The organism is Rathayibacter sp. AY2B7 (genome assembly GCF_002931635.1).
In the GTDB taxonomy this organism is placed as follows: Bacteria; Actinomycetota; Actinomycetes; order Actinomycetales; family Microbacteriaceae; genus Rathayibacter.
The window spans coordinates 1-17464 of record NZ_PSUC01000016.1 but is presented as its reverse complement, the minus strand read 5'-3'; the positions used below and the strand labels follow the sequence as shown (position 1 = coordinate 17464).

The window sequence follows — 17464 nt, the reverse complement described above, 5'->3', positions numbered from 1 at the left end:
GGTCGCCGTCGATAATCCCCGTGGCTGAGCGCCGCACAGCCGCTTCCCGGCAGGTGCCCGCTCGTCGCACCGCCTCGAGCTCCTCCATCGAAGCAGTACCCGCCGGCCGGTCGGGCTGTCAGCCCGGGACAAGACCCTCGAGATCCCGAGGAGTCCTGCCCGCGAGGGTCGACCACAGCGTCCACCGGGGTGAGGCCGGCAGTTCGAGGTCGTGCGGAACCCCGACGACCACCGCTCCGGACGCGGCTCCGGCGGTGAGGCCGATGAGGGAGTCCTCGACGACTGCGCAGCGGGTGATGTCGGATCCCAGCAGGGCTGCCGCCAGGAGGTACGGCTCGGGGTCCGGTTTGCCCCTGGTGACGTCGTCTCCGGTCACGGTGAGCCGGATCGTCGCAGCAGGGAGGGCGTCGACGACGACTTCTGTCAGGGCTCGGGACGATGTCGTGACGATCGCCTGCGGCACGCCGAGAGCAGCCAGGGCGGTCACGAGTTCGACAGCTCCCGGCCGCCAGTCGAGGGAGGCGGCCAGCGCTTCGCGGACCGCGTGGGTCAGTCTCGTCGCGATCTCTTCGCCTGGCAGATCGGTGCCGGCGGCCTGCATCGCGGCCACGGTCTGCGGCATGTCCGATCCCACCAGCGCGAGGGCGTCCGTCCGGCTCCAGGTTCCACCGTGCTGACCGACGATGCGGGACTGCGCGGCGAACCAGGCGGGCTCCGAGTCGATGAGAGTGCCGTCCATGTCCCAGAGGACGCTCTGGAGTCGCCCGCTCATGTGACCGCTCCCACGAGGTGGGCTGCGCCGATGGCCCCGCCCAGGTCGCCGAGGCCGCTGCTCCGGACGTCGGGGATCCCCGCGTCGGTGAGGGTTCGGAGGCGGGCATCGAGGCCCTTCCGGAACCAGCGCAGGTGAGTGCTCGCCGAACCTCCGAGCACGACGAGGCTCGGGCGGTGCTGGGTGCACAGTTCGAGCAGCCCGTCGCCTACCCGCGTCCCGTAGTCGTCGAAGACCGTGCGCGCCACGTCTTCCCCACGTTCCGCGGACCGGCTCAGGGCGCCGAGATCCTCGGTGCCCGTCGCGTTCTTCGCGGCCGTCTGCAGTGCGGTCCGGGAAGCAGCCTGCTCCAGGCAGGTCTCTCGGCCGCAGTAGCAGGCAGCCGGCGCTCCGGGGACGGTCAGGTGACCGCCCTCGGGATGGACACCGTCCGCGCCGCGGAAGGGACGCCCCTCACGGATGACGGCGACCCCCACTCCGGTGCCGAGTGTCACCATGAGCAACCCCGACGGAGCAGTGATCGGGGACGCCTGCCACTCGGCCAGTGCCGCGGTCACGGCGTCGTTGTCGATGAGGGCTGTCGTGTCGAACGCGTCGCCGAGGAGGCCAGCGAGGGGGATGCCCGAGAGCGCCGGAAGGGTCGCGGGATTGCGGATGGTGCCGTCAGCATCGACAGGACCGCTCGCGCCGACGCCGATCCCCCGCAGATCAGCCGCGTCCACTGCGGCGGTCTCGAGGGCTGCGCGGATGCCCTCGATGAGAGCGGCCACCGCGTCGGCGTGGTGGGGTGTGCTGATGGTCTCGGCAGCGATGACGTGCTCGTCCCGCATCACGACGATGCGGGACGCCGTGCCACCGACGTCCATGCCGATGACGGGCTGCATGCTCACAGCGCCGTCGTGACCTTGCTCCCGAACGCGAAGGCACCCGGGACGACGCCGTTCTCGCGCGCGAGACCCACAGCGAGGAGCTCGGCGACGACGGCTCCGGTGACGAGGCTCTCGAGCGCCGAGTCGGTTGCAGTGCGGAGGGTGATCGCGCCCTCGATCTCGAGGTCGCCGATGAGCACGACCTGTGAGCCGACGGCGACCAGGTCCTTCGCGAGCCGGGCGATCGACGGGTCGGAGTCCGTCGCCGTGGCGCCGTAGAGGAAGGCGGTCAGGCCCGGGCCGGCGAGCTCGAAGGGACCGTGGCGGAACTGACCGCCGATGTGACCCTCGATGGCGATCTTCGCCGACTCCTTGGTGATCAGTCCGGCGAACAGGGCGGTAGCGGCATCGTCGCGCCGACCGACGGCGACGACCCGCGGGCGCTCCGTGGACAGGGTCGCGGACGCGATCGAGCCGACGTCTGCGGAGTCGATCAGCGTGCGGACCACATCGGCGAGGCGTTCCGCTTCGGAGCGGACCGGATCGGTCTCCTCGCCGGTGAGGACGGCGACGAGGAGGGCGTGGGCGACGAGGGTGTTGAGGTAGCTCTTCGTGCTGACGGTGGCCTCGTCGCCGCTGCGGAGGAGGAGCGTGGCGTCGGCCGCGCGGGCCAGCGGGCTCCCGGGGTCGGCCGTGATGCCGATGACGGCCCCGGGAGCGAAGTCGGCGCCCCTGCGCTCGAGGAGCGCCGTGACTTCTCCACTGGCACCGGACTGGGAGGTGACGACGACGAGGGTGTCGGGTGTGACGAGGTCCAGGGTGTCGAGGAGCTGTCCGGTGTCGACAGCCCAGGATGCGCGGCCCGCGGCGGTGAGAGAGCGCCAGCTGGGGATCCCGGCGAAGTGAGAGCTGCCCATGCCGGTGAAGACGATGCGGGCCCAGTCGCGTCCGCCGAGCTCGAGGACCGCGGGGTCGATGCCGGCCGAGGAGATCGCTCGGAGCGCGGCGGGCTGATCCGCGATGTCGAGTTCGAACGGAGTGATGTCGGTGGTCGTGTTCATGGTCGTGCTCCTTCAGCCCTGGCGGGCGGTTCCGGTGGCTGCCGCTTCGGGAGAGATCCCGAGCATCTGAGCGGCGATGTTGGCGCCGATCATGGCGGTGGGGAGGTTGATGTTGCCTCGACTGATCGCCGGCATGATCGACGCGTCGGCGACGTAGAGGCCCTGGACGCCGTGCACGGCGCCCGTCGAGTCGACGACCGAGGCGTCGTCGTCGGAGGGGCCCATCTTGCAGCTGCCGGCGGGGTGGCAGTAGTTGACGATGTCCTCCAGGGGAGCGTGGTGCCGGGGTACGGCCTCGCCGAGGACCTCTGCGAGGCCGGGTTGCGCGCTCATGGCGTTCAAGAGGTCGAGGGCCTCGGAGAGGACCTGACGGTCGTGTCCTGCTTCGTCGGTGCCGTAGCGGTGATCGACGACGGGTCGGGTGACGTCGAGGTCTGCGTCGAGCGTGACGGTCCCTTCCGACAGGGCGCGCATGGCTCCGCCGTAGAGGGAGATCGGGGGCAGCCCGGGGTGGCCGCTGTTGCTGCCGGCGACCATGAAGACGTGGATGTCGTAGGGTCCGTCGTCGCAGAGAGAGGATCTCGCCCGGCCGAGGCTCTGCTCGTCCGGGAACCAGGGCCGCTTCTCGAGGTCCGCGACGAGACCCTCCCGGCCGGCGAAGTCCAGCGCGATGCACGGGTGATCCAGCAGGTGCTTGCCGACGCCGGGCAGGTCGGCGGCGACGGAGATGCCGAGTGCATCGAGTTCGGAGGCGGCGCCGACGCCGGAGCGGAGGAGGATCGCCGGCGAGTGGTACGCGCCCGCAGCGACGACCACTCGGCCCGAGGCCACGTACTGCACGCCGTCGGTGGTGGTGAGCCACGCCCCTACCGCTCGTCCGTCGCGGATGTCGATGCGCGCGACCGGGGTGAGTCCGGCGATCGTCAGATTCGGACGGTCACGGACGGCGTCGAGGAAGGCGAACGCCGCGTTCCATCGGGTCCCCTCGACGATGTTGACGGGCATGGGGCCGATTCCGACACCTGCGGCGATGTCGTCGAGGTCGTCGGCGAAGGGGAGCCCTGTCGCGAGACCTGCGTCGACGAAGGCCTGCTGAGGCTCGGTCAGTTCGGCGGTGGTGTAGCGCCGGACGCGGAACCGGTCGCGAGCCCACTCGAGCAGCGGCAGGACAGTGGCGCCCTCCCAGCCGGGATTGCCGGCGGAGGCCCAGCCGTCGTAGTCCTCGATCGATCCGATCGAGGCGGTGCATCCGTTGTGGGAGGAGCATCCGCCGAGGACGCGGGCACGGGGCAGATCGAGAACGGTGTCGCCGGCGGTGGAGGTGGTGGTGATGTCGTAGTCGTGGGAGAGCGGTATCGCACGCGCGTCGAGCACGTCCGCAGGCCAGCGGCCATCAGCGGCCGGCCCGTAGTCAGGACCGGCTTCGACGAGGAGGATCTGCTCGTCGCTGTGCGCGGCGAGCACGGCAGCGAAGGCGGCGCCGCCGGTGCCGCCGCCGATGACGAGGACGTCGACGTGGGACGGCAGCTCCGGAACGGGGAGCGGAGTGGCCTCGGCACTGGGGGTGGGGGTGGTCATGCGTCGTGTCCTTTCGAGGTGGTCGGCACGTCGGAGAAGGCGAGCGCGAGCGGAGCGTCGATGTCGGGAAGTTCGCCGGCGTGCGTCATCCACTCCCGCCGTCCGGGCCGGAGATTGCGGCCGATCAGGATCGCCACGCCGCTGAGGATGTAGGCCGCTGCGACGAAGGGGGCGAGGAGGACGGGGAAGGCGGGGAGGGGGACGATGCTGTTGTAGCCGATGACGATCAGGGCGACGGTGGAGATCGCGGGCGCGACGGCGTGGGCCCAGATGCTGAACTCCGAGGGGACACGTGTGCGGAAGAAGCGGAACGCCGCGATGTTCATCAGGATGAAGATCGGGATGTAGGCGAAGGTGCCGGTGGTCCCGAGCAGGTTGAAGAGTTCGATGGGGCCGAGTGCGAGGCCGGCTCCGAGGCAGACGGTGATCGCCACGGCCGACTGGAGGAGGACGGCGCCGATCGGCGTCCGGTACTTCGCAGTGGTCGTGGTGAGGAATGCCGGGAGGGCATCGGTGCGGGCGATGCCGTAGAGCGTTCTGGTGGCGCTCGTCGTGCAGGCGATGCAGACGCCCAGGCCCGAGTTGACGAGAGCGATCAGGACGATGATCGAGCCGCCGTTCCAGAGGCGGTCGGCGAGGACGAAGGCCGGTGCTGTCGGCGAGGTCGCCATGGAGGCGACGTCCTCGGTACCCCAGCCGATCTGGAGTCCCCATGCGGTCACGACGTAGAAGACGCCGATCAGCACGAGGGAGCCGATGATCGCCTTCGGGACGATCCGCTTGGGGTCCCGGGACTCCTCCCCCACCGCAGCTGCGCTCTCGAAGCCGGTGAAGGCGAAGATCGAGAGGACGACGGCGAGGAAGAACCCGCTGGAGTCGGGGATGTTGGCCGGATCGAAGCCGGAGACGTTGACTCCGCCGGCACCCGGATTGAAGATCCCGGTGAGGGCCAGGCCGATGCCGACGGCGATCTCGAAGCAGGTCATCACGACGAGGAAGCGGATCGAGAGCGCGATGCCCCGGTAGGCGCAGGCGAGGCAGATGAGCAGGATGACGACGGCGTACACCCACCAGGGAAGCGGGATGCCGTACTTCACGGTCAGCTCGTCCTCGAGGATCGAGCCGGTGAAGGCGGCGAGAGCCGCGGGGACCACGGACACCGTCACCGCGTAGAGCCACCCGGTGAGGAACCCCGATCGCGGGCCGAGACCGGCCGACACGTAGGTGTAGAGGCCCCCGCTGACGGGAGGTGCCGGGCGAGTCCGAGCATCGGCGCGGCGAGGGTCAAGCAGATCGCGAAGGCCGCCAGATAGGTCAGGGGCGCCGTGACGCCCGCCTGCGACGAGGTGAACGCGATCGTGTAGAAGATGCCGAGCGTCGGGGAGATCTGTGCGATCGCCTGCATGAGGACACCGCCCAGCCCGAGGGTCCCGGTGCTCAGTTGCGTGCCCATCGTGACGGGCGGCTGTGATTCGGAAGCGGTGCTCGACGTCATGGTGTTCGTCTCCAAGGGGTAGGCGGCAGTGCCAACATGGAGAGAAATTAGCACACACTCTGTGTGCGAACGAACATTAAATGTGTCCGATGTGTCGATTCAGGCTTCGGGCGCCTCCTGGAGGGACGGAATGGCCCGGCGGAGGGCGTCCGCGTCGGCGCTCGTGGAGAGGCCCGCCACCAGCACGGTGGACGGGGTCTGGAGATCGCAGATCGTCGCGAACGCATCGCGACCCCATTTGCTCGCGTCCACGGCGGCCGTCGTCCGTCTCGCGCCGGCGAGAGCCGCACGCTTGACCGCCGCGTCGTCGGAGTTCCACTCCGTCAGCCCGCCGTCCACCGAGAAGCCGCTCGCGGTCATGACGAAATGATCGAAGTGGTGCCGCCCCAGGTAGTCGATGGTGTCGGGACCGCTCAGGCTCAGTTCGCCGGCGCGGGCCACGCCCGGCGGCATCCGCAGGGTCACCGCGTTCGACTGCTCGAACTCCCATGCCACCCTGAGCGAGAGCGGGCACACGGTGAGACGTCGTCCGGCGAGCGATCGCGCGATGGCGATGCCCGTCGTCCCCCCGTCGAGGATGAGAGTGTCACCGTCGACGATGACGTCGGAGACGGCCCGAGCAAGAGCTCGCTTCTCCTCAGCGTGCATCCGCTCGCGGAGCATCAGAGGGGGCTCGTAGCTGCTGCTGACGAGCAGACGCGCCCCGCCGTGGAAGCGCTCGAGCACGCCGTCCCGCTCGAGCACTTCGAGGTCTCGTCGGATCGTCATCTCCGTCACCGACAACACCGAAGCGAGATCGGAGACGCTCGCCCGCTCGTCGCGCTGCAGGATCTCGACGAGCCCCTGCATCCGTTCTTCTCTGCTCTGCACCATGCGTGTCAGCGTAGGCGGGAGCTCCGCCGACGGAGGCGGAGCAGCGCACCGGGTGTCGTCCCCGCAGGCCGGCGGACCCGCCGTGTGGCCGCGTCGACGTGAGAACGAGACGCGAGCAGGATGCGGTGGGGGGTCGGGTCAGCTCCGCGAGTGCCCGTAGCGGTCGTAGACGCGGTTGCGGGCCGCCCGCTCGGCGGCGGGCAGGCGCTGCGCGTCGGCGATCTCGTAGACGCCGAAGGTGTCGCGCAGGCGCGAGGCCGGGTCGACCTCGACGAAGGTGCACCAGGGCAGCCAGTGGTGGTGGCTGCGCAGGGTCTGGGTCGCGAAGTCGCCGCTCTCGTGGCCGAGGCCGGGCATCGCGTAGCCGATGCTGCCGTCGACGTCGGTCGACTGGCGGGTGTTGCGGTGCAGGAACTCGGCGAAATCGAGGTAGTGCTCGTCGCCCGTGATCAGGTGCAGTCGGTAGTAGCTGTACGAGCAGGCCGCCATGTAGACGTCGGCGCCGCCGCCGAGGGTGATGATGCTCTGTCCGCTGATCGAGTACCGGTTGAAGGGATGCGCCCAGGGCGCGCGGACCGGGAAGGACCACGCGTAGGTCCAGGTCTCCGTGTAGTCGGCGGCGCGGACGGCGCCCTCCAGCCAGCGCGGCTCCTCCGTCAGGTCGTACAGCGCGAGGAAGCCGAACAGCCCGTAGATGCCCGCCTCCTTGTCCTGGATGTCGGCGTTGTCGCAGGTGCCGCCGCGGTACTCCAGCGTGCGGTGGATGTTCGCAAACGACCACTCGCCGGCGCGCACGGCGGACGCGCGGTAGCGCCCCTCCCCCGTCACGAGGTGCAGCTGCACGAGGAAGCGGATCACGCTCGGGGTGTTCGAGCGCGAGTCCATCCGCACCGAGCCGTCGGCGTTGTAGGCGCGGTGGAAGCTGCCGTCGGCGTCCTGCACCTCGAGCAGCCAGTCGGCGGTCCGCCGGCAGAACTCGAGCCAGAGCGGGCGCTCGTCGCCGAGGTCGCGCAGGTGCAGGTAGGCGTCGAGTATCGCCTCGACGCCGTCGGCGAGCATCCGCAGGTAGTGCGGGTACGGCTCGAAGCCGCCGAGCGAGGGGTTGAAGCACATCCGCGGCGGGCCCGACTCGGGCAGCGCGGTCCGCGCCCAGAAGTCGACGATGCCGACGCCCTGCTCGAACGCCTCCGGCACGCCCTCGCGGTCGCCGTAGCGCAGCAGCTGGTAGCCGATGCCCGGCTGCTGCCCGACGAAGCCGAACTGGAAGGAGACGCTCGAGACGTCGAGGTCCGGCAGCTGGCAGGCGAACGGCAGGCCCCAGGAGTCGCCGTAGCGGCGGGTGAGGCGCTGGAGGATCGCCATGCCGTGGTGGAAGTGCCGCTCGTTGTCGACCTCGAACAGGTCGTCGCGGAGCCGGGCGTAGGTGCTGCGCCAGGTGGCGCGCATCATCGTCGCGAAGTCGTCGTGCCGGCCGAGGTCGACCGCGACCGCGTAGCGCTGGCGGAAGCCGACCTCGACCGGGTGGTTCACCCGCTGCAGGGCCTTCGGGGCGGCGTCGTAGTCGAGGCCGGAGTAGGGGTTGTCGATCGGGCGCTCGCCGTCGGCGCCCGGGTGGACGTAGTCGATGGACAGGCCCGCGGGCGGTACGTCGAGCGGGGTCCGCACGCCGAAGCCGTAGTAGAGGTAGTTCAGCGTCGTGCCCTGCGGGCGGCTCAGGCCGATCGAGCCGACGGTGCACTCCGGGTCGGTGAAGTTCTCCGAGCGGACCACGTCCAGGCGCGGCAGCATCGCGTCGGCCGCCCAGCGCGAGAGCGCCACGGTCTCGCCGGTCGCGAGGCTCTGCGCGGCGAACAGCGGCAGCGCGTAGTGCGTCTCGGTGCGCCAGAAGTACTCGCTGCCGGGGTCGCGGCCCATCGCGTCGGCGGGCCCGAAGGCGTTGTCGCGGTACCACGCACCGGGGGCGAAGCACTCGTAGTCGCGGATGTCGTCGGACCCGGTCAGCCCGAGCGAGACGGCGGTGGAGAAGCCGAGGTCGCCGCCGGCCGCCAGCACCTCGACGTCGCGGTGCACGGAGAAGCCGTCGCCCGCGACGCGCCAGACGTCGGTGACGGCGAAGGCCGACCCGGAGCGGACGGTGATCGTCCCACTCGCGGTGATCGCCCCCTCCGACAGCGAGACGTCGTCGTAGGGCGCGCCGGAGTACTCGCTGGTCGCGGCGACGGTCTTGACCGTGACGCGCAGCGGCCGGTCGTTCGCGTAGAGGACGCGCTCGCCCGCGAGCACCTCGAGGCCGCCCGCCTCGACGCGGAGGGTGTAGTCGCCGGAGCGCAGTTCCACGGTGATTCCTTCCTGGAGGGTCATCTCAGCTCTTCTCGTCGTGCGCGCGGGGGCCGGCCGGTCGGGCGGCCCCGGCCGGCTCGTCCTCGAGCCGCTGCGCCCCCGGATCGAAGCGCCGCGAGCCCGGCCGGAACAGCAGCGCGACGCCGCCCTCGACCAGCCCCGCGAGCAGCAGCAGGATCGCGAACGGGATCAGCGAGATCTCGGCCCACGCGCCCATCACCGGCATCACCAGTCCGGCCGCCGTGAAGCTGACCGTGCCGAGGATCGCTGTGACGCTGCCCGCCTCGCTCGACGGGCCCTGCAGCGAGAGGTACTGCACCGGGGCGAAGCCGAGCGAGCGGCCGGCCAGCGCGAACGTCAGCGCGCCGACGACGACGAGCAGCGGCTGCGTGCCGGTGAGCGCGAGCACCGCGACCACGACGGCGCCGAGCGCCGTGACGATCGCCGAGGCGAACATCGCGAACCGGGGTCCGAACCGGGGCACGATCACCCGTCCCGTCGTCTGCCCGACCGCGATCGTCACGAGCGAGGTGACCAGGAACAGCAGCCCGTACAGGTCGGGCCCGACCGCGTAGACGTTCGTGTAGAGGAAGGGAGCGGTCGCGAGATACGCGAAGCCGACCGACCAGCCCGCGGCCGAGGCGGCGGCGAGCGCCAGCACGCGCGGCCGGCGGAGCATCCCGAAGGAGTTGCGCAGCGACGGGCCGAGCCCGCCCTGGTGCCGCCGCTCGCGGGGCAGCGTCTCGGGCAGCACCAGGAGCGCGATCACGGTCGCGAGCGCTCCCCAGGCGGCGACCGCGAGGAAGGAGCCGCGCCAGTCGATCACCTTGGTCAGCTGCGCGCCGACGGAGGGCACCAGGATCGGGAAGACCGAGACGATCACGGCGAGGTTCGCGAGCATCGTGACGAGCCGCTTGCCGCTGTAGAGGTCGCGGACGATGGCGGTGACGACGACGCCCGCGGCGGTGCAGGCGGCGCCCTGGACGAAGCGGGCCGAGAGCAGCACGGCGGTGTCGGAGGTCATCGCCGCGACGAGGCTCGCCGCGATGTGCAGCGCCGCCGAGACGCCGAGCGGCCACTTGCGGCCGACCGCGTCGCTGAGCGGTCCTGAGATGAGCTGGCCGGCCGCGAAGCCGAAGGTGGCGCCGGTGACGACCAGCTGGGCGGTCGCCACCGAGACGCCGAGATCGTCCTGCAGCGTCGGCAGGAACGGCAGCACCAGGTCGATGGTGAGCGGCCCGAAGCCGACGAGCATCGCGAAGATCGGCAGCAGGAGGCGGCCGCGGGGCATCGCCCGGACGGCGGTGGAGGCGGTCATGAGCGCGGAGCGCAGGTCACGGAGGGGATCCTGTCCATCAGCTCCCGGCCGAGACCGGGAAGTAGAGCGAGAAGGGTTCGTCGACGACCTCGTGCAGAGGCCGGAAGCGGACGGCGGCGGGCTGGCCGACGGCGCGGTAGCCGCGCAGCCACTGGGTCCACTGCCGCTCGTTGTCGGGGGCGAGCAGGGCGGGGGCGTCCTCGAGTCGCCCCCGCAGCGCGATCTCGCGGTCGACGAGGCCGGCCAGCACGATCGGGCCCTCGACGAAGGCGACCGTGCCCGGCTCGTCCGGGATCGGCACGGCGCGGATCTCGGTGCCGAAGGCGAGGTCGACGCTCGTGCGGCCGCCGGGGTGCTCGATCAGGAGCGCGCCGTCGCCCGCCCGGACGCGCTCGGCGTCGCCCGCGACCCCCGGCTCGCCGACGGTCCACTCCGGCACCCGCAGCCGCACGTGCAGCGCGACCCCCTCCTCCGAGACGATCTCGACCCGGATCCGCGAGGCGGTGGGGCGGTGCACGTCGCCCGCGGCACCCGCGTTGGCGTCCGGGCCGACGTAGCCGGCGGTGTCGAGCACCTCGACCCGCACCGCCGCGTCGCCGACGGCGGTCGGCAGGCGCAGGCTCGCGTCGACGTGCTGCGCGATCGTCAGCTCGGCGTCGCCGCCGCGGTAGAAGACGAGCCCGGAGTGGCGCGTGTGCGCCTGCACCAGCGTGCCGTGGCAGCACCAGAAGTCCTCGGTCGAGCTGCCCCAGTCCTTGCGGGCGCCGCCCTCGAGCGGCAGGAAGTAGGCGACCATCCCGGTCCGCGGGTTCTGCTGGGCGAGGAGGCCGTTCCAGAGGTTCCGCTCGATGTAGTCGGCGTAGGCGAGGTCGCCGGTCCAGCGCAGCAGCACGTCGGCCAGCCGGATCATGTTGTAGACGACGCAGTGCTCCTGCGTCTTCTCGCCGCGGCGAGCGGCGAACGCGAAGGGCGGCGTCCAGATCTCGCCGGAGGTCTGACCGCCCGTGCAGAAGGTGCCGCGGAGGGTGACCGCCTGCTCCCAGTAGGCCTCGACGATCCTCCGCCAGCGCTCGTCGCCGGTGACCTCGTAGGCGCGGGCGGCGCCGAGGACCTCGGGGATCGTGGTGTTGGCGTGCATGTTGGTCAGCACGTCGCGGCCCTCGAGCAGGCCCTCGAAGAGGGAGCGGCGGTCGTAGCGGCCCAGCAGCTCGGTGTAGACGGGATCGCCGGTGATCGCGAGGAGGTCGGCCCAGACCTCGAGCATGCCGCCGGTCTCGACCTCGAGGATCTCCTGGAAAGCGGCGTCGTCGAATCCGCGGACCCACTCCAGCAGCGGGACCGTGGCGGCCCGCGCCATCCGCAGCGCCCGCTCGTCGCCGAGGTCGAGGTGCAGGTCGACGAGGCCCATCAGCAGCTTGTGCATCGCGTACTGCGGCGCCCAGACGGGGCGGCCGGTCGCGAGGCGGTCGAGGTAGCCGCGCGGGATCGCCCAGATCCAGCCGCCGCCGTTCTCCTCCTGGCAGCGCTCGAGTCCGTCGAGCACGGAGTCGATCCGGACGCGCAGCAGCGGGTCGCCGGTGACCGCGACCTCGCGGGCCGCGGCGGAGAGCCAGTGGCCGAGGAAGTGCCCGCGCAGCTGCGAGCCCGGCGTCTCCCAGCCCCAGTGCCGGTCGAGGCCGCGGGCCTCGCGCGAGTCCTGCGAGGGGTGCAGGTGCCAGCCCTGGTCGCCGATCCCGGCCTCGATCAGGAAGTTCTGCAGCAGCCCCTCGTCGGTGAGCGAGAGGAGGTAGTCGCGGTTGAGCCTCCGCCGCGCGTCGAGCACCCCGCGCTCCAGGCGGGTCTCGTGCGGGGCCGGGTGGGTCAGCGGCATGGGTGCTCCTCGTCGAGGCGGTGGGTGGTGGGGATGAGCGGTGCGAGCGGTGGTCGATCGGCGCGGGTCGATCCGCGCGGTGGTCCATCCGACCGAGGGTCGAGATCGATCTCTCGCTGTACTCAGACCAGGATCGACGATAGGAATGGGGACATGCAATCCCCGAGAGTGATCCATCTCGTCGCCGATGACGTGTCCGCCCTCCTCACTCAGTCGGGAGGCGACCTGCCCGTGCTGCTGCACTGGGGTCCGCGACTCGACGCGAGCGACGACGATCTCGCAGCTTTCGCAAGAACTCCCGTGCGGACGGGGATCGAGGGCTCCTCCGACGTCCCCTACGAGCCCGGGATCCTGCCCGAGCACACCTTCGGCTGGGCCGGCCTGCCGGGTCTCCGGGTGCACCGGGAAGGCGCCGGCTGGTCGCCGAGGCTGACCGTGGACACCGTCTCGGTGGACGGGGAGGCCCTCGCGGAGGGCGCGGTCGCGCAGGCCTGCAGCGCCGCCGTGACCGTCGAGGCGCACGACGCGCAGGCCCGGATCGGGGTCGTCCTAGAGATCGTTCTCTCCCCTGCCGGACTGCTCAGGACCCGCGTCTCGGTCCGCAACGACGGCGCCGGGCACCTCGAGGTGATCGGCGCCGACCCCGCCCTCCGGATCCCGACCGAGGCCCGCGAGATCCTGGACTTCTCCGGCCGCTGGGGCACCGAGAAGATCCCCCAGCGCCACCCCGTCGTCACCGGCACCCACTCCCGCTCCTCGCGGCGCGGCCGCACCGGCCTGGACGCGACGACGGTCGTCGCGGTCGGCACCCCCGGCTTCGACTCCGCCGACGGGCGGGTCTGGCTCTGCCACGTCGGCATCGGCGGCAACCACGAGCACGCGGTGGAGCGCGGCGACGGCTGGCTCGCCTTCCGCGGCGGCGAGCTGCTCCTGCCCGGCGAGGTGCGCCTCGCGAGCGGCGAGAGCTACTCCTCCCCCTGGATCTCCGGCAGCTTCGGCCACGGCCTCGACGCTGCGGCCGCCCGCTTCCACGCCCACCTCCGCGGGGTCTCCCGCTCCTCGCGCCGGCCGCGCCCGGTGACGCTCAACGTCTGGGAGGCGGTCTACTTCGACCAGGACCTCGCCGTCCTCGCCGAGCTGGCCGACCGCGCCGCCGCCCTCGGGGTCGAGCGCTACGTGCTCGACGACGGCTGGTTCCTCGGCCGCAGCGACGACCGCGCCGGCCTCGGCGACTGGACGCCCGACCCCGTCGCCTGGCCCGACGGCCTCCTCCCCCTCGCCGAGCACGTCCGCGGCCTGGGCATGGAGTTCGGCCTCTGGATCGAGCCCGAGATGATCAACGAGGACTCCGACCTCGCCCGCGCGCACCCCGACTGGATCCTGCGGGCCCGCGAGGAGCTGCCGCCGCGGTTCCGCTTCCAGCAGGTGCTCGACCTGACGAACCCCGACGCGTTCGCGCACATCCTCGGCGTGCTCGACGGTCTGGTCGCCGACCTCGGCGTCGCGTACCTCAAGTGGGACCACAACCGCGACCTGATCGACGCGGGCCACCCCGCCACCGGGACGGCCGCGGTGCACGAGCAGACGCTCGCGCTGTACCGGCTGATCGACGAGCTGCGCGCCCGGCACCCGGAGCTCGAGATCGAGAGCTGCGCCTCCGGCGGCGGCCGGGTCGACCTGGGGATCCTCGAGCGCACCGACCGCGTGCACACCTCCGACAACCAGGACCCGCTGGACCGCTCGCGGATGCTGCGCTGGACCGGGCTGCTCGTGCCGCCGGAGATGCTCGGCTCGCACGTCGCCTCGCCGGTCAACTCCGTCACCGGTCGCACCAGCGACCTGCACACCCGCTGCGCGATCGCCTTCCTCGGCCACTTCGGGATCGAGTGGGACCTCCGCGAGCTGGACGCGGAGGAGGAGCCCGTGCTGGCGGGCTGGATCGCGGCGTACCGCGAGCACCGCGGCCTGATCGCGACCGGCCGGGTCGTCGGGGGCGACGACTCCGACCCCGACGCGCCGTCGCTGCGCGGCGTCGTCGCGCCGGACGGCTCGGAGGCGCTGTACACGCTGGTCACGCCCGCGCTGACCGCGGACTCGCGCCGCCGCGTCCGCCTCCCGGGCCTGGATCCGCGGGCGCGCTACCGGATCGAGACCGCGCGCCCCGGCTCGCTCGGCCCGCCCTGGCAGAGCCCGCACTGGCTGGAGTCGACGGTGCCGCTGGACTCCGACGCCCCGGCCCCCGCCTACTCGGGGAGTCTGCTGGGCGAGGCGGGCCTGGACCTGCCGACCTTCCACGCCGACCGCGCGATCGTCCTGCGGCTCGTCCGCGAGACCGCGTGAGCACCGCCGCCGACCCCGGCGTCCTCGACACCGCCGCCACCGCCGCCGATCCGTCCGCCACCACTCTGGAGCACCCCGTGAACAGCACCGTCACCGTCGACCTCGACCGCCCCGGCGCCACCATCAGCCGCCACCTCTACGGCCACTTCGCCGAGCACCTCGGCCGGTGCATCTACGACGGCTTCTGGGTCGGCGAGGACTCGCCCGTCCCGAACGAGGGCGGGATCCGCCTGGACGTCGTCGAAGCCCTCCGCGCCCTCGACATCCCCAACCTCCGCTGGCCCGGCGGCTGCTTCGCCGACCGCTACCACTGGACCAACGGCATCGGCCCGCGCGAGGAGCGCCCCGGCCTGATCAACACGCAGTGGGGCGGAGTCGCGGAGGACAACTCCTTCGGCACCCACGAGTTCATGGCGCTCTGCGAGCTGCTCGACGCCGACGCCTACATCTCGGGCAACATCGGCTCCGGCACCGTGCAGGAGATGGCGGACTGGGCCGAGTACCTCACCGGCGCGGGCAAGTCGCCGATGGCCGACCTGCGCCGCTCCCACGGCCGGGAGGAGCCGTGGACCGTCCGCTTCTGGGGGCTCGGCAACGAGACCTGGGGCTGCGGCGGCAACATGCGCGCCGGCGCCTACGCCGACCTGGCGCGGCAGTTCGGGACCTTCGTGCAGAGCGGCAACGACACTCCGCTCTACCGCGTGGCGGCCGGAGCCGACGGCGCCGACACCCACTGGACGCAGACGCTGATGGAGGTGATCCCCGAGATCGAGGGACACCCCTTCTCCTCCGTGCCGTGGGAGTCGGTCTCGGTGCACTACTACACGATCGGCGGCAGCTGGCACGCGAAGGGCAGCGCGACCGACTTCGACGCGGACACCTACTGGAGCACGATCGTGGCCGCGCAGGGGATCGAGGAGCTGCTCCGCTCGCACGCCGCGGTGATGGACGTCCACGACCCCGAGAAGAAGTACGGGATGGTGCTCGACGAGTGGGGCACCTGGTGGGACGTGGAGCCGGGGACCCACCCGGGCTTCCTCTTCCAGCAGAACACGATCCGCGACGCGATGGTCGCGGCCTGGCACTTCGACGTCTTCCACGGCTTCGCCGACCGCCTGACGATGGCGAACATCGCGCAGACGGTGAACGTGCTGCAGGCGATGCTGCTGACCGACCCGGACGGCGGCGAGATGGTCCGCACGCCGACGTACCACGTGTTCGAGATGAACAAGGGGCATCACGACGCGACGGTTCTGCCGACCACGGTCGCCGGCCCGACGCACGCGGTCGACGGCCGCGAGATACCCGTCGCCTCCGCCTCCGCCTCCACGAAGGACGGCCGCGTCCTGGTCTCGCTGACCAACGTCGACCTGGAGGAGCCGCTCGAGGTCTCCCTCGACTTCCGCGGTGGGACCGTGACCGGCGCGACCGGCCGCCTCCTCACCGCCGACCGCCCCGACGCGCACAACCGGCCCGGCGCCGCCGACGAGGTGAGCCCCGTCGCCCTCGAGGGCATCGAGACCACGGCCACAGGCCTGCGGGTCACGCTGCCCCCGCACTCCTTCGCGACCGTGACGCTGGAGCTCTCGTGATCGCCGCGCGCACGGAGGCCGCCCGCCGCCCGCCGATGGGCTGGAACAGCTGGGACTGCTTCGGTGCCTCGGTGACGGAGGAGGAGGTGCTCGCGAACGCCGAGTTCCTCGCCGAGCACCTCCTGCCGCACGGCTGGGACACGGTCGTCGTCGACATCCAGTGGTACGAGCCCGATCCCGGCACGAGCGACTACCAGGAGGTGTCGGAGCCGGTGCTCGACGACTGGGGCCGCCCGCAGCCCGCCGTCGGACGCTTCCCCTCCGCGGCGACGGGCGGGTTCACGGCGCTGGCCGCGCGCGTGCACGCCCTCGGCCTCCGCTTCGGGGTGCACCTGATGCGCGGCGTCCCCCGCCGAGCGGCCGAGCTCGGCCTGCCGGTGCTCGGGGCGGAGGCGACCTGCGCCGACATCGCCGACCGCGGGAACGTCTGCCCGTGGAACCCGGACAACTACGGCGTCGACATGAGCGCGCCCGGCGCGCAGCAGTACTACGACTCCGTGATGGCGCAGCTGGCCTCGTGGGGCGTCGACTTCGTGAAGCTCGACGACGTGCTCTACCCGCCGATCCAGGCGGAGGAGATCGCCGCACTCTCTCGCGCGATCGACGCGACCGGCCGCCCGATGGTGCTGAGCCTCTCCCCCGGCAAGCAGCTCTCGCTCGAGAACCTCGAGCTGCTGCGGTCGACCGCGCAGATGTGGCGGATCTCGGACGACTTCTGGGACGACTGGGCGCACCTGCACGAGCAGTTCCAGCGGGCCGCGCGCTGGGCTCCGCATCAGCGTCCCGGCGCCTGGGCCGACGCCGACATGCTGCCGCTGGGGCGGATCGGCGTGCGCGCGCACGTGGGCGAGGACCGGCTCTCGCGGTTCACGCCCGCGGAGCAGCGGACGCTCGTGACGCTGTGGTGCCTGCTCCGCTCGCCGCTGATGATGGGCGGGCACCTCCCGGACACGCCCGCCGACACGCTCGCGCTGCTGACGAACGGCGACGTCCTCGCGCTCCTCGGCAGCGACGGCAGCCGCGAGATCGTCCGCGACGGCGACCTGGTGGTGTGGTCGGCGTGGCGCGGCGACGAGCAGTGGCGCGGAGTGTTCTGGCTGGGCTCGTCGGCGCGGTCCTACTCCGCGCACCTGGCCGACCTGGGCTGCTCCGGCGCAGCCTCGGCCGTCGACGTGTGGAGCGGCGCCGAGCTGCCGATCGTCGGCGGCGCCGTCGAGCTCGAGCTCGAGCCGCACGGCTGCCGCCTGCTGCGCCTGGCCTGACCCGCGGGCGCCCGCTCCTGACGGTCCGGAGGCCGTCGCACTCGAGCTCGAGCGCGGCGGCCTCCGTCGTCTCGGCGCGTCCGGCGCCGCCTCC

13 protein-coding genes are annotated in these 17464 nt (G+C 71.9%); 3 read left to right on the top strand and 10 right to left on the bottom strand.

Going from position 1 to position 17464, the window contains the following annotated elements; genetic code table 11:
* Positions 1–118: 118 nt before the first annotated feature.
* The 10 genes from C5C27_RS04950 to C5C27_RS04910 all read right to left on the bottom strand — a co-directional run bounded on the left by C5C27_RS04950 (position 119) and on the right by C5C27_RS04910 (position 12176).
* Complete coding sequence (locus C5C27_RS04950) at positions 119–772, bottom strand: HAD family phosphatase (protein ID WP_104313780.1); 654 nt, start codon at positions 770–772, stop codon at positions 119–121.
* Entirely contained in the window at positions 769–1656 is an 888-nt protein-coding gene (locus tag C5C27_RS04945) for an ROK family protein (protein ID WP_104313779.1), read from the bottom strand. Before C5C27_RS04945 ends, C5C27_RS04950 begins: the two co-directional genes overlap by 4 nt.
* A gap of 2 nt (positions 1657–1658) precedes the next feature.
* Positions 1659–2702, bottom strand: a complete 1044-nt coding sequence (locus tag C5C27_RS04940; protein ID WP_104313778.1) for an SIS domain-containing protein — start codon at positions 2700–2702, stop codon at positions 1659–1661.
* Positions 2703–2714: 12 nt separating this feature from the next.
* Positions 2715–4280 (bottom strand): GMC family oxidoreductase, encoded by a 1566-nt coding sequence (locus tag C5C27_RS04935; protein WP_104313777.1) that lies wholly within the window; start codon positions 4278–4280, stop codon positions 2715–2717.
* Positions 4277–5500, bottom strand: coding sequence for an APC family permease (locus C5C27_RS04930; protein WP_181133451.1), 1224 nt, complete (start codon positions 5498–5500; stop codon positions 4277–4279). The genes C5C27_RS04935 and C5C27_RS04930 overlap by 4 nt, the downstream gene beginning before the upstream one ends.
* Entirely contained in the window at positions 5443–5775 is a 333-nt protein-coding gene (locus tag C5C27_RS17940) for a hypothetical protein (protein ID WP_181133452.1), read from the bottom strand. The genes C5C27_RS04930 and C5C27_RS17940 overlap by 58 nt, the downstream gene beginning before the upstream one ends.
* Positions 5776–5874: 99 nt before the next feature.
* The gene (locus tag C5C27_RS04925) at positions 5875–6648 is read right to left on the bottom strand and encodes a DeoR/GlpR family DNA-binding transcription regulator (protein ID WP_104313775.1); all 774 of its coding nucleotides are present in this window, start codon (positions 6646–6648) and stop codon (positions 5875–5877) included.
* A 138-nt stretch (positions 6649–6786) separates the two neighbouring features.
* The gene (locus C5C27_RS04920; protein WP_104313796.1) at positions 6787–8985 is read right to left on the bottom strand and encodes a hypothetical protein; all 2199 of its coding nucleotides are present in this window, start codon (positions 8983–8985) and stop codon (positions 6787–6789) included.
* A gap of 25 nt (positions 8986–9010) precedes the next feature.
* On the bottom strand, positions 9011–10306 hold the full coding sequence (locus C5C27_RS04915; RefSeq protein ID WP_104313774.1) for a multidrug effflux MFS transporter: 1296 nt from the start codon (positions 10304–10306) through the stop codon (positions 9011–9013).
* A gap of 37 nt (positions 10307–10343) precedes the next feature.
* The gene (locus C5C27_RS04910; protein ID WP_181133450.1) at positions 10344–12176 is read right to left on the bottom strand and encodes a beta-L-arabinofuranosidase domain-containing protein; all 1833 of its coding nucleotides are present in this window, start codon (positions 12174–12176) and stop codon (positions 10344–10346) included.
* A 153-nt stretch (positions 12177–12329) separates the two neighbouring features.
* Between C5C27_RS04910 and C5C27_RS04905 the strand changes: the two genes are divergently transcribed.
* The 3 genes from C5C27_RS04905 to C5C27_RS04895 are packed head-to-tail and all read left to right on the top strand — an operon-like array spanning position 12330 to position 17370.
* Positions 12330–14516: an alpha-galactosidase gene (locus tag C5C27_RS04905; protein WP_104313773.1), complete on the top strand. Its 2187-nt coding sequence runs from the start codon at positions 12330–12332 to the stop codon at positions 14514–14516.
* On the top strand, positions 14513–16108 hold the full coding sequence (locus C5C27_RS04900; protein WP_374955271.1) for an alpha-N-arabinofuranosidase: 1596 nt from the start codon (positions 14513–14515) through the stop codon (positions 16106–16108). The genes C5C27_RS04905 and C5C27_RS04900 overlap by 4 nt, the downstream gene beginning before the upstream one ends.
* Positions 16105–17370 carry a glycoside hydrolase family 27 protein gene (locus C5C27_RS04895; protein WP_258066506.1) on the top strand — a complete coding sequence of 422 codons (1266 nt, stop codon included), beginning with the start codon at positions 16105–16107 and terminating at the stop codon, positions 17368–17370. Before C5C27_RS04900 ends, C5C27_RS04895 begins: the two co-directional genes overlap by 4 nt.
* Positions 17371–17464: the final 94 nt, after the last annotated feature.

What these genes read in the sequence shown, in the direction of transcription:
- C5C27_RS04905 (WP_104313773.1), top strand. Translation starts at nt 12,330, where the DNA reads ATGCAATCCCCGAGAGTGATCCATCTCGTCGCCGATGACGTGTCCGCC.
- C5C27_RS04910 (WP_181133450.1), bottom strand. Translation starts at nt 12,176, where the DNA reads ATGCCGCTGACCCACCCGGCCCCGCACGAGACCCGCCTGGAGCGCGGG.
- C5C27_RS17940 (WP_181133452.1), bottom strand. Translation starts at nt 5,775, where the DNA reads ATGACGTCGAGCACCGCTTCCGAATCACAGCCGCCCGTCACGATGGGC.
- C5C27_RS04950 (WP_104313780.1), bottom strand. Translation starts at nt 772, where the DNA reads ATGAGCGGGCGACTCCAGAGCGTCCTCTGGGACATGGACGGCACTCTC.
- C5C27_RS04940 (WP_104313778.1), bottom strand. Translation starts at nt 2,702, where the DNA reads ATGAACACGACCACCGACATCACTCCGTTCGAACTCGACATCGCGGAT.
- C5C27_RS04915 (WP_104313774.1), bottom strand. Translation starts at nt 10,306, where the DNA reads ATGACCGCCTCCACCGCCGTCCGGGCGATGCCCCGCGGCCGCCTCCTG.
- C5C27_RS04945 (WP_104313779.1), bottom strand. Translation starts at nt 1,656, where the DNA reads ATGCAGCCCGTCATCGGCATGGACGTCGGTGGCACGGCGTCCCGCATC.
- C5C27_RS04925 (WP_104313775.1), bottom strand. Translation starts at nt 6,648, where the DNA reads ATGGTGCAGAGCAGAGAAGAACGGATGCAGGGGCTCGTCGAGATCCTG.
- C5C27_RS04935 (WP_104313777.1), bottom strand. Translation starts at nt 4,280, where the DNA reads ATGACCACCCCCACCCCCAGTGCCGAGGCCACTCCGCTCCCCGTTCCG.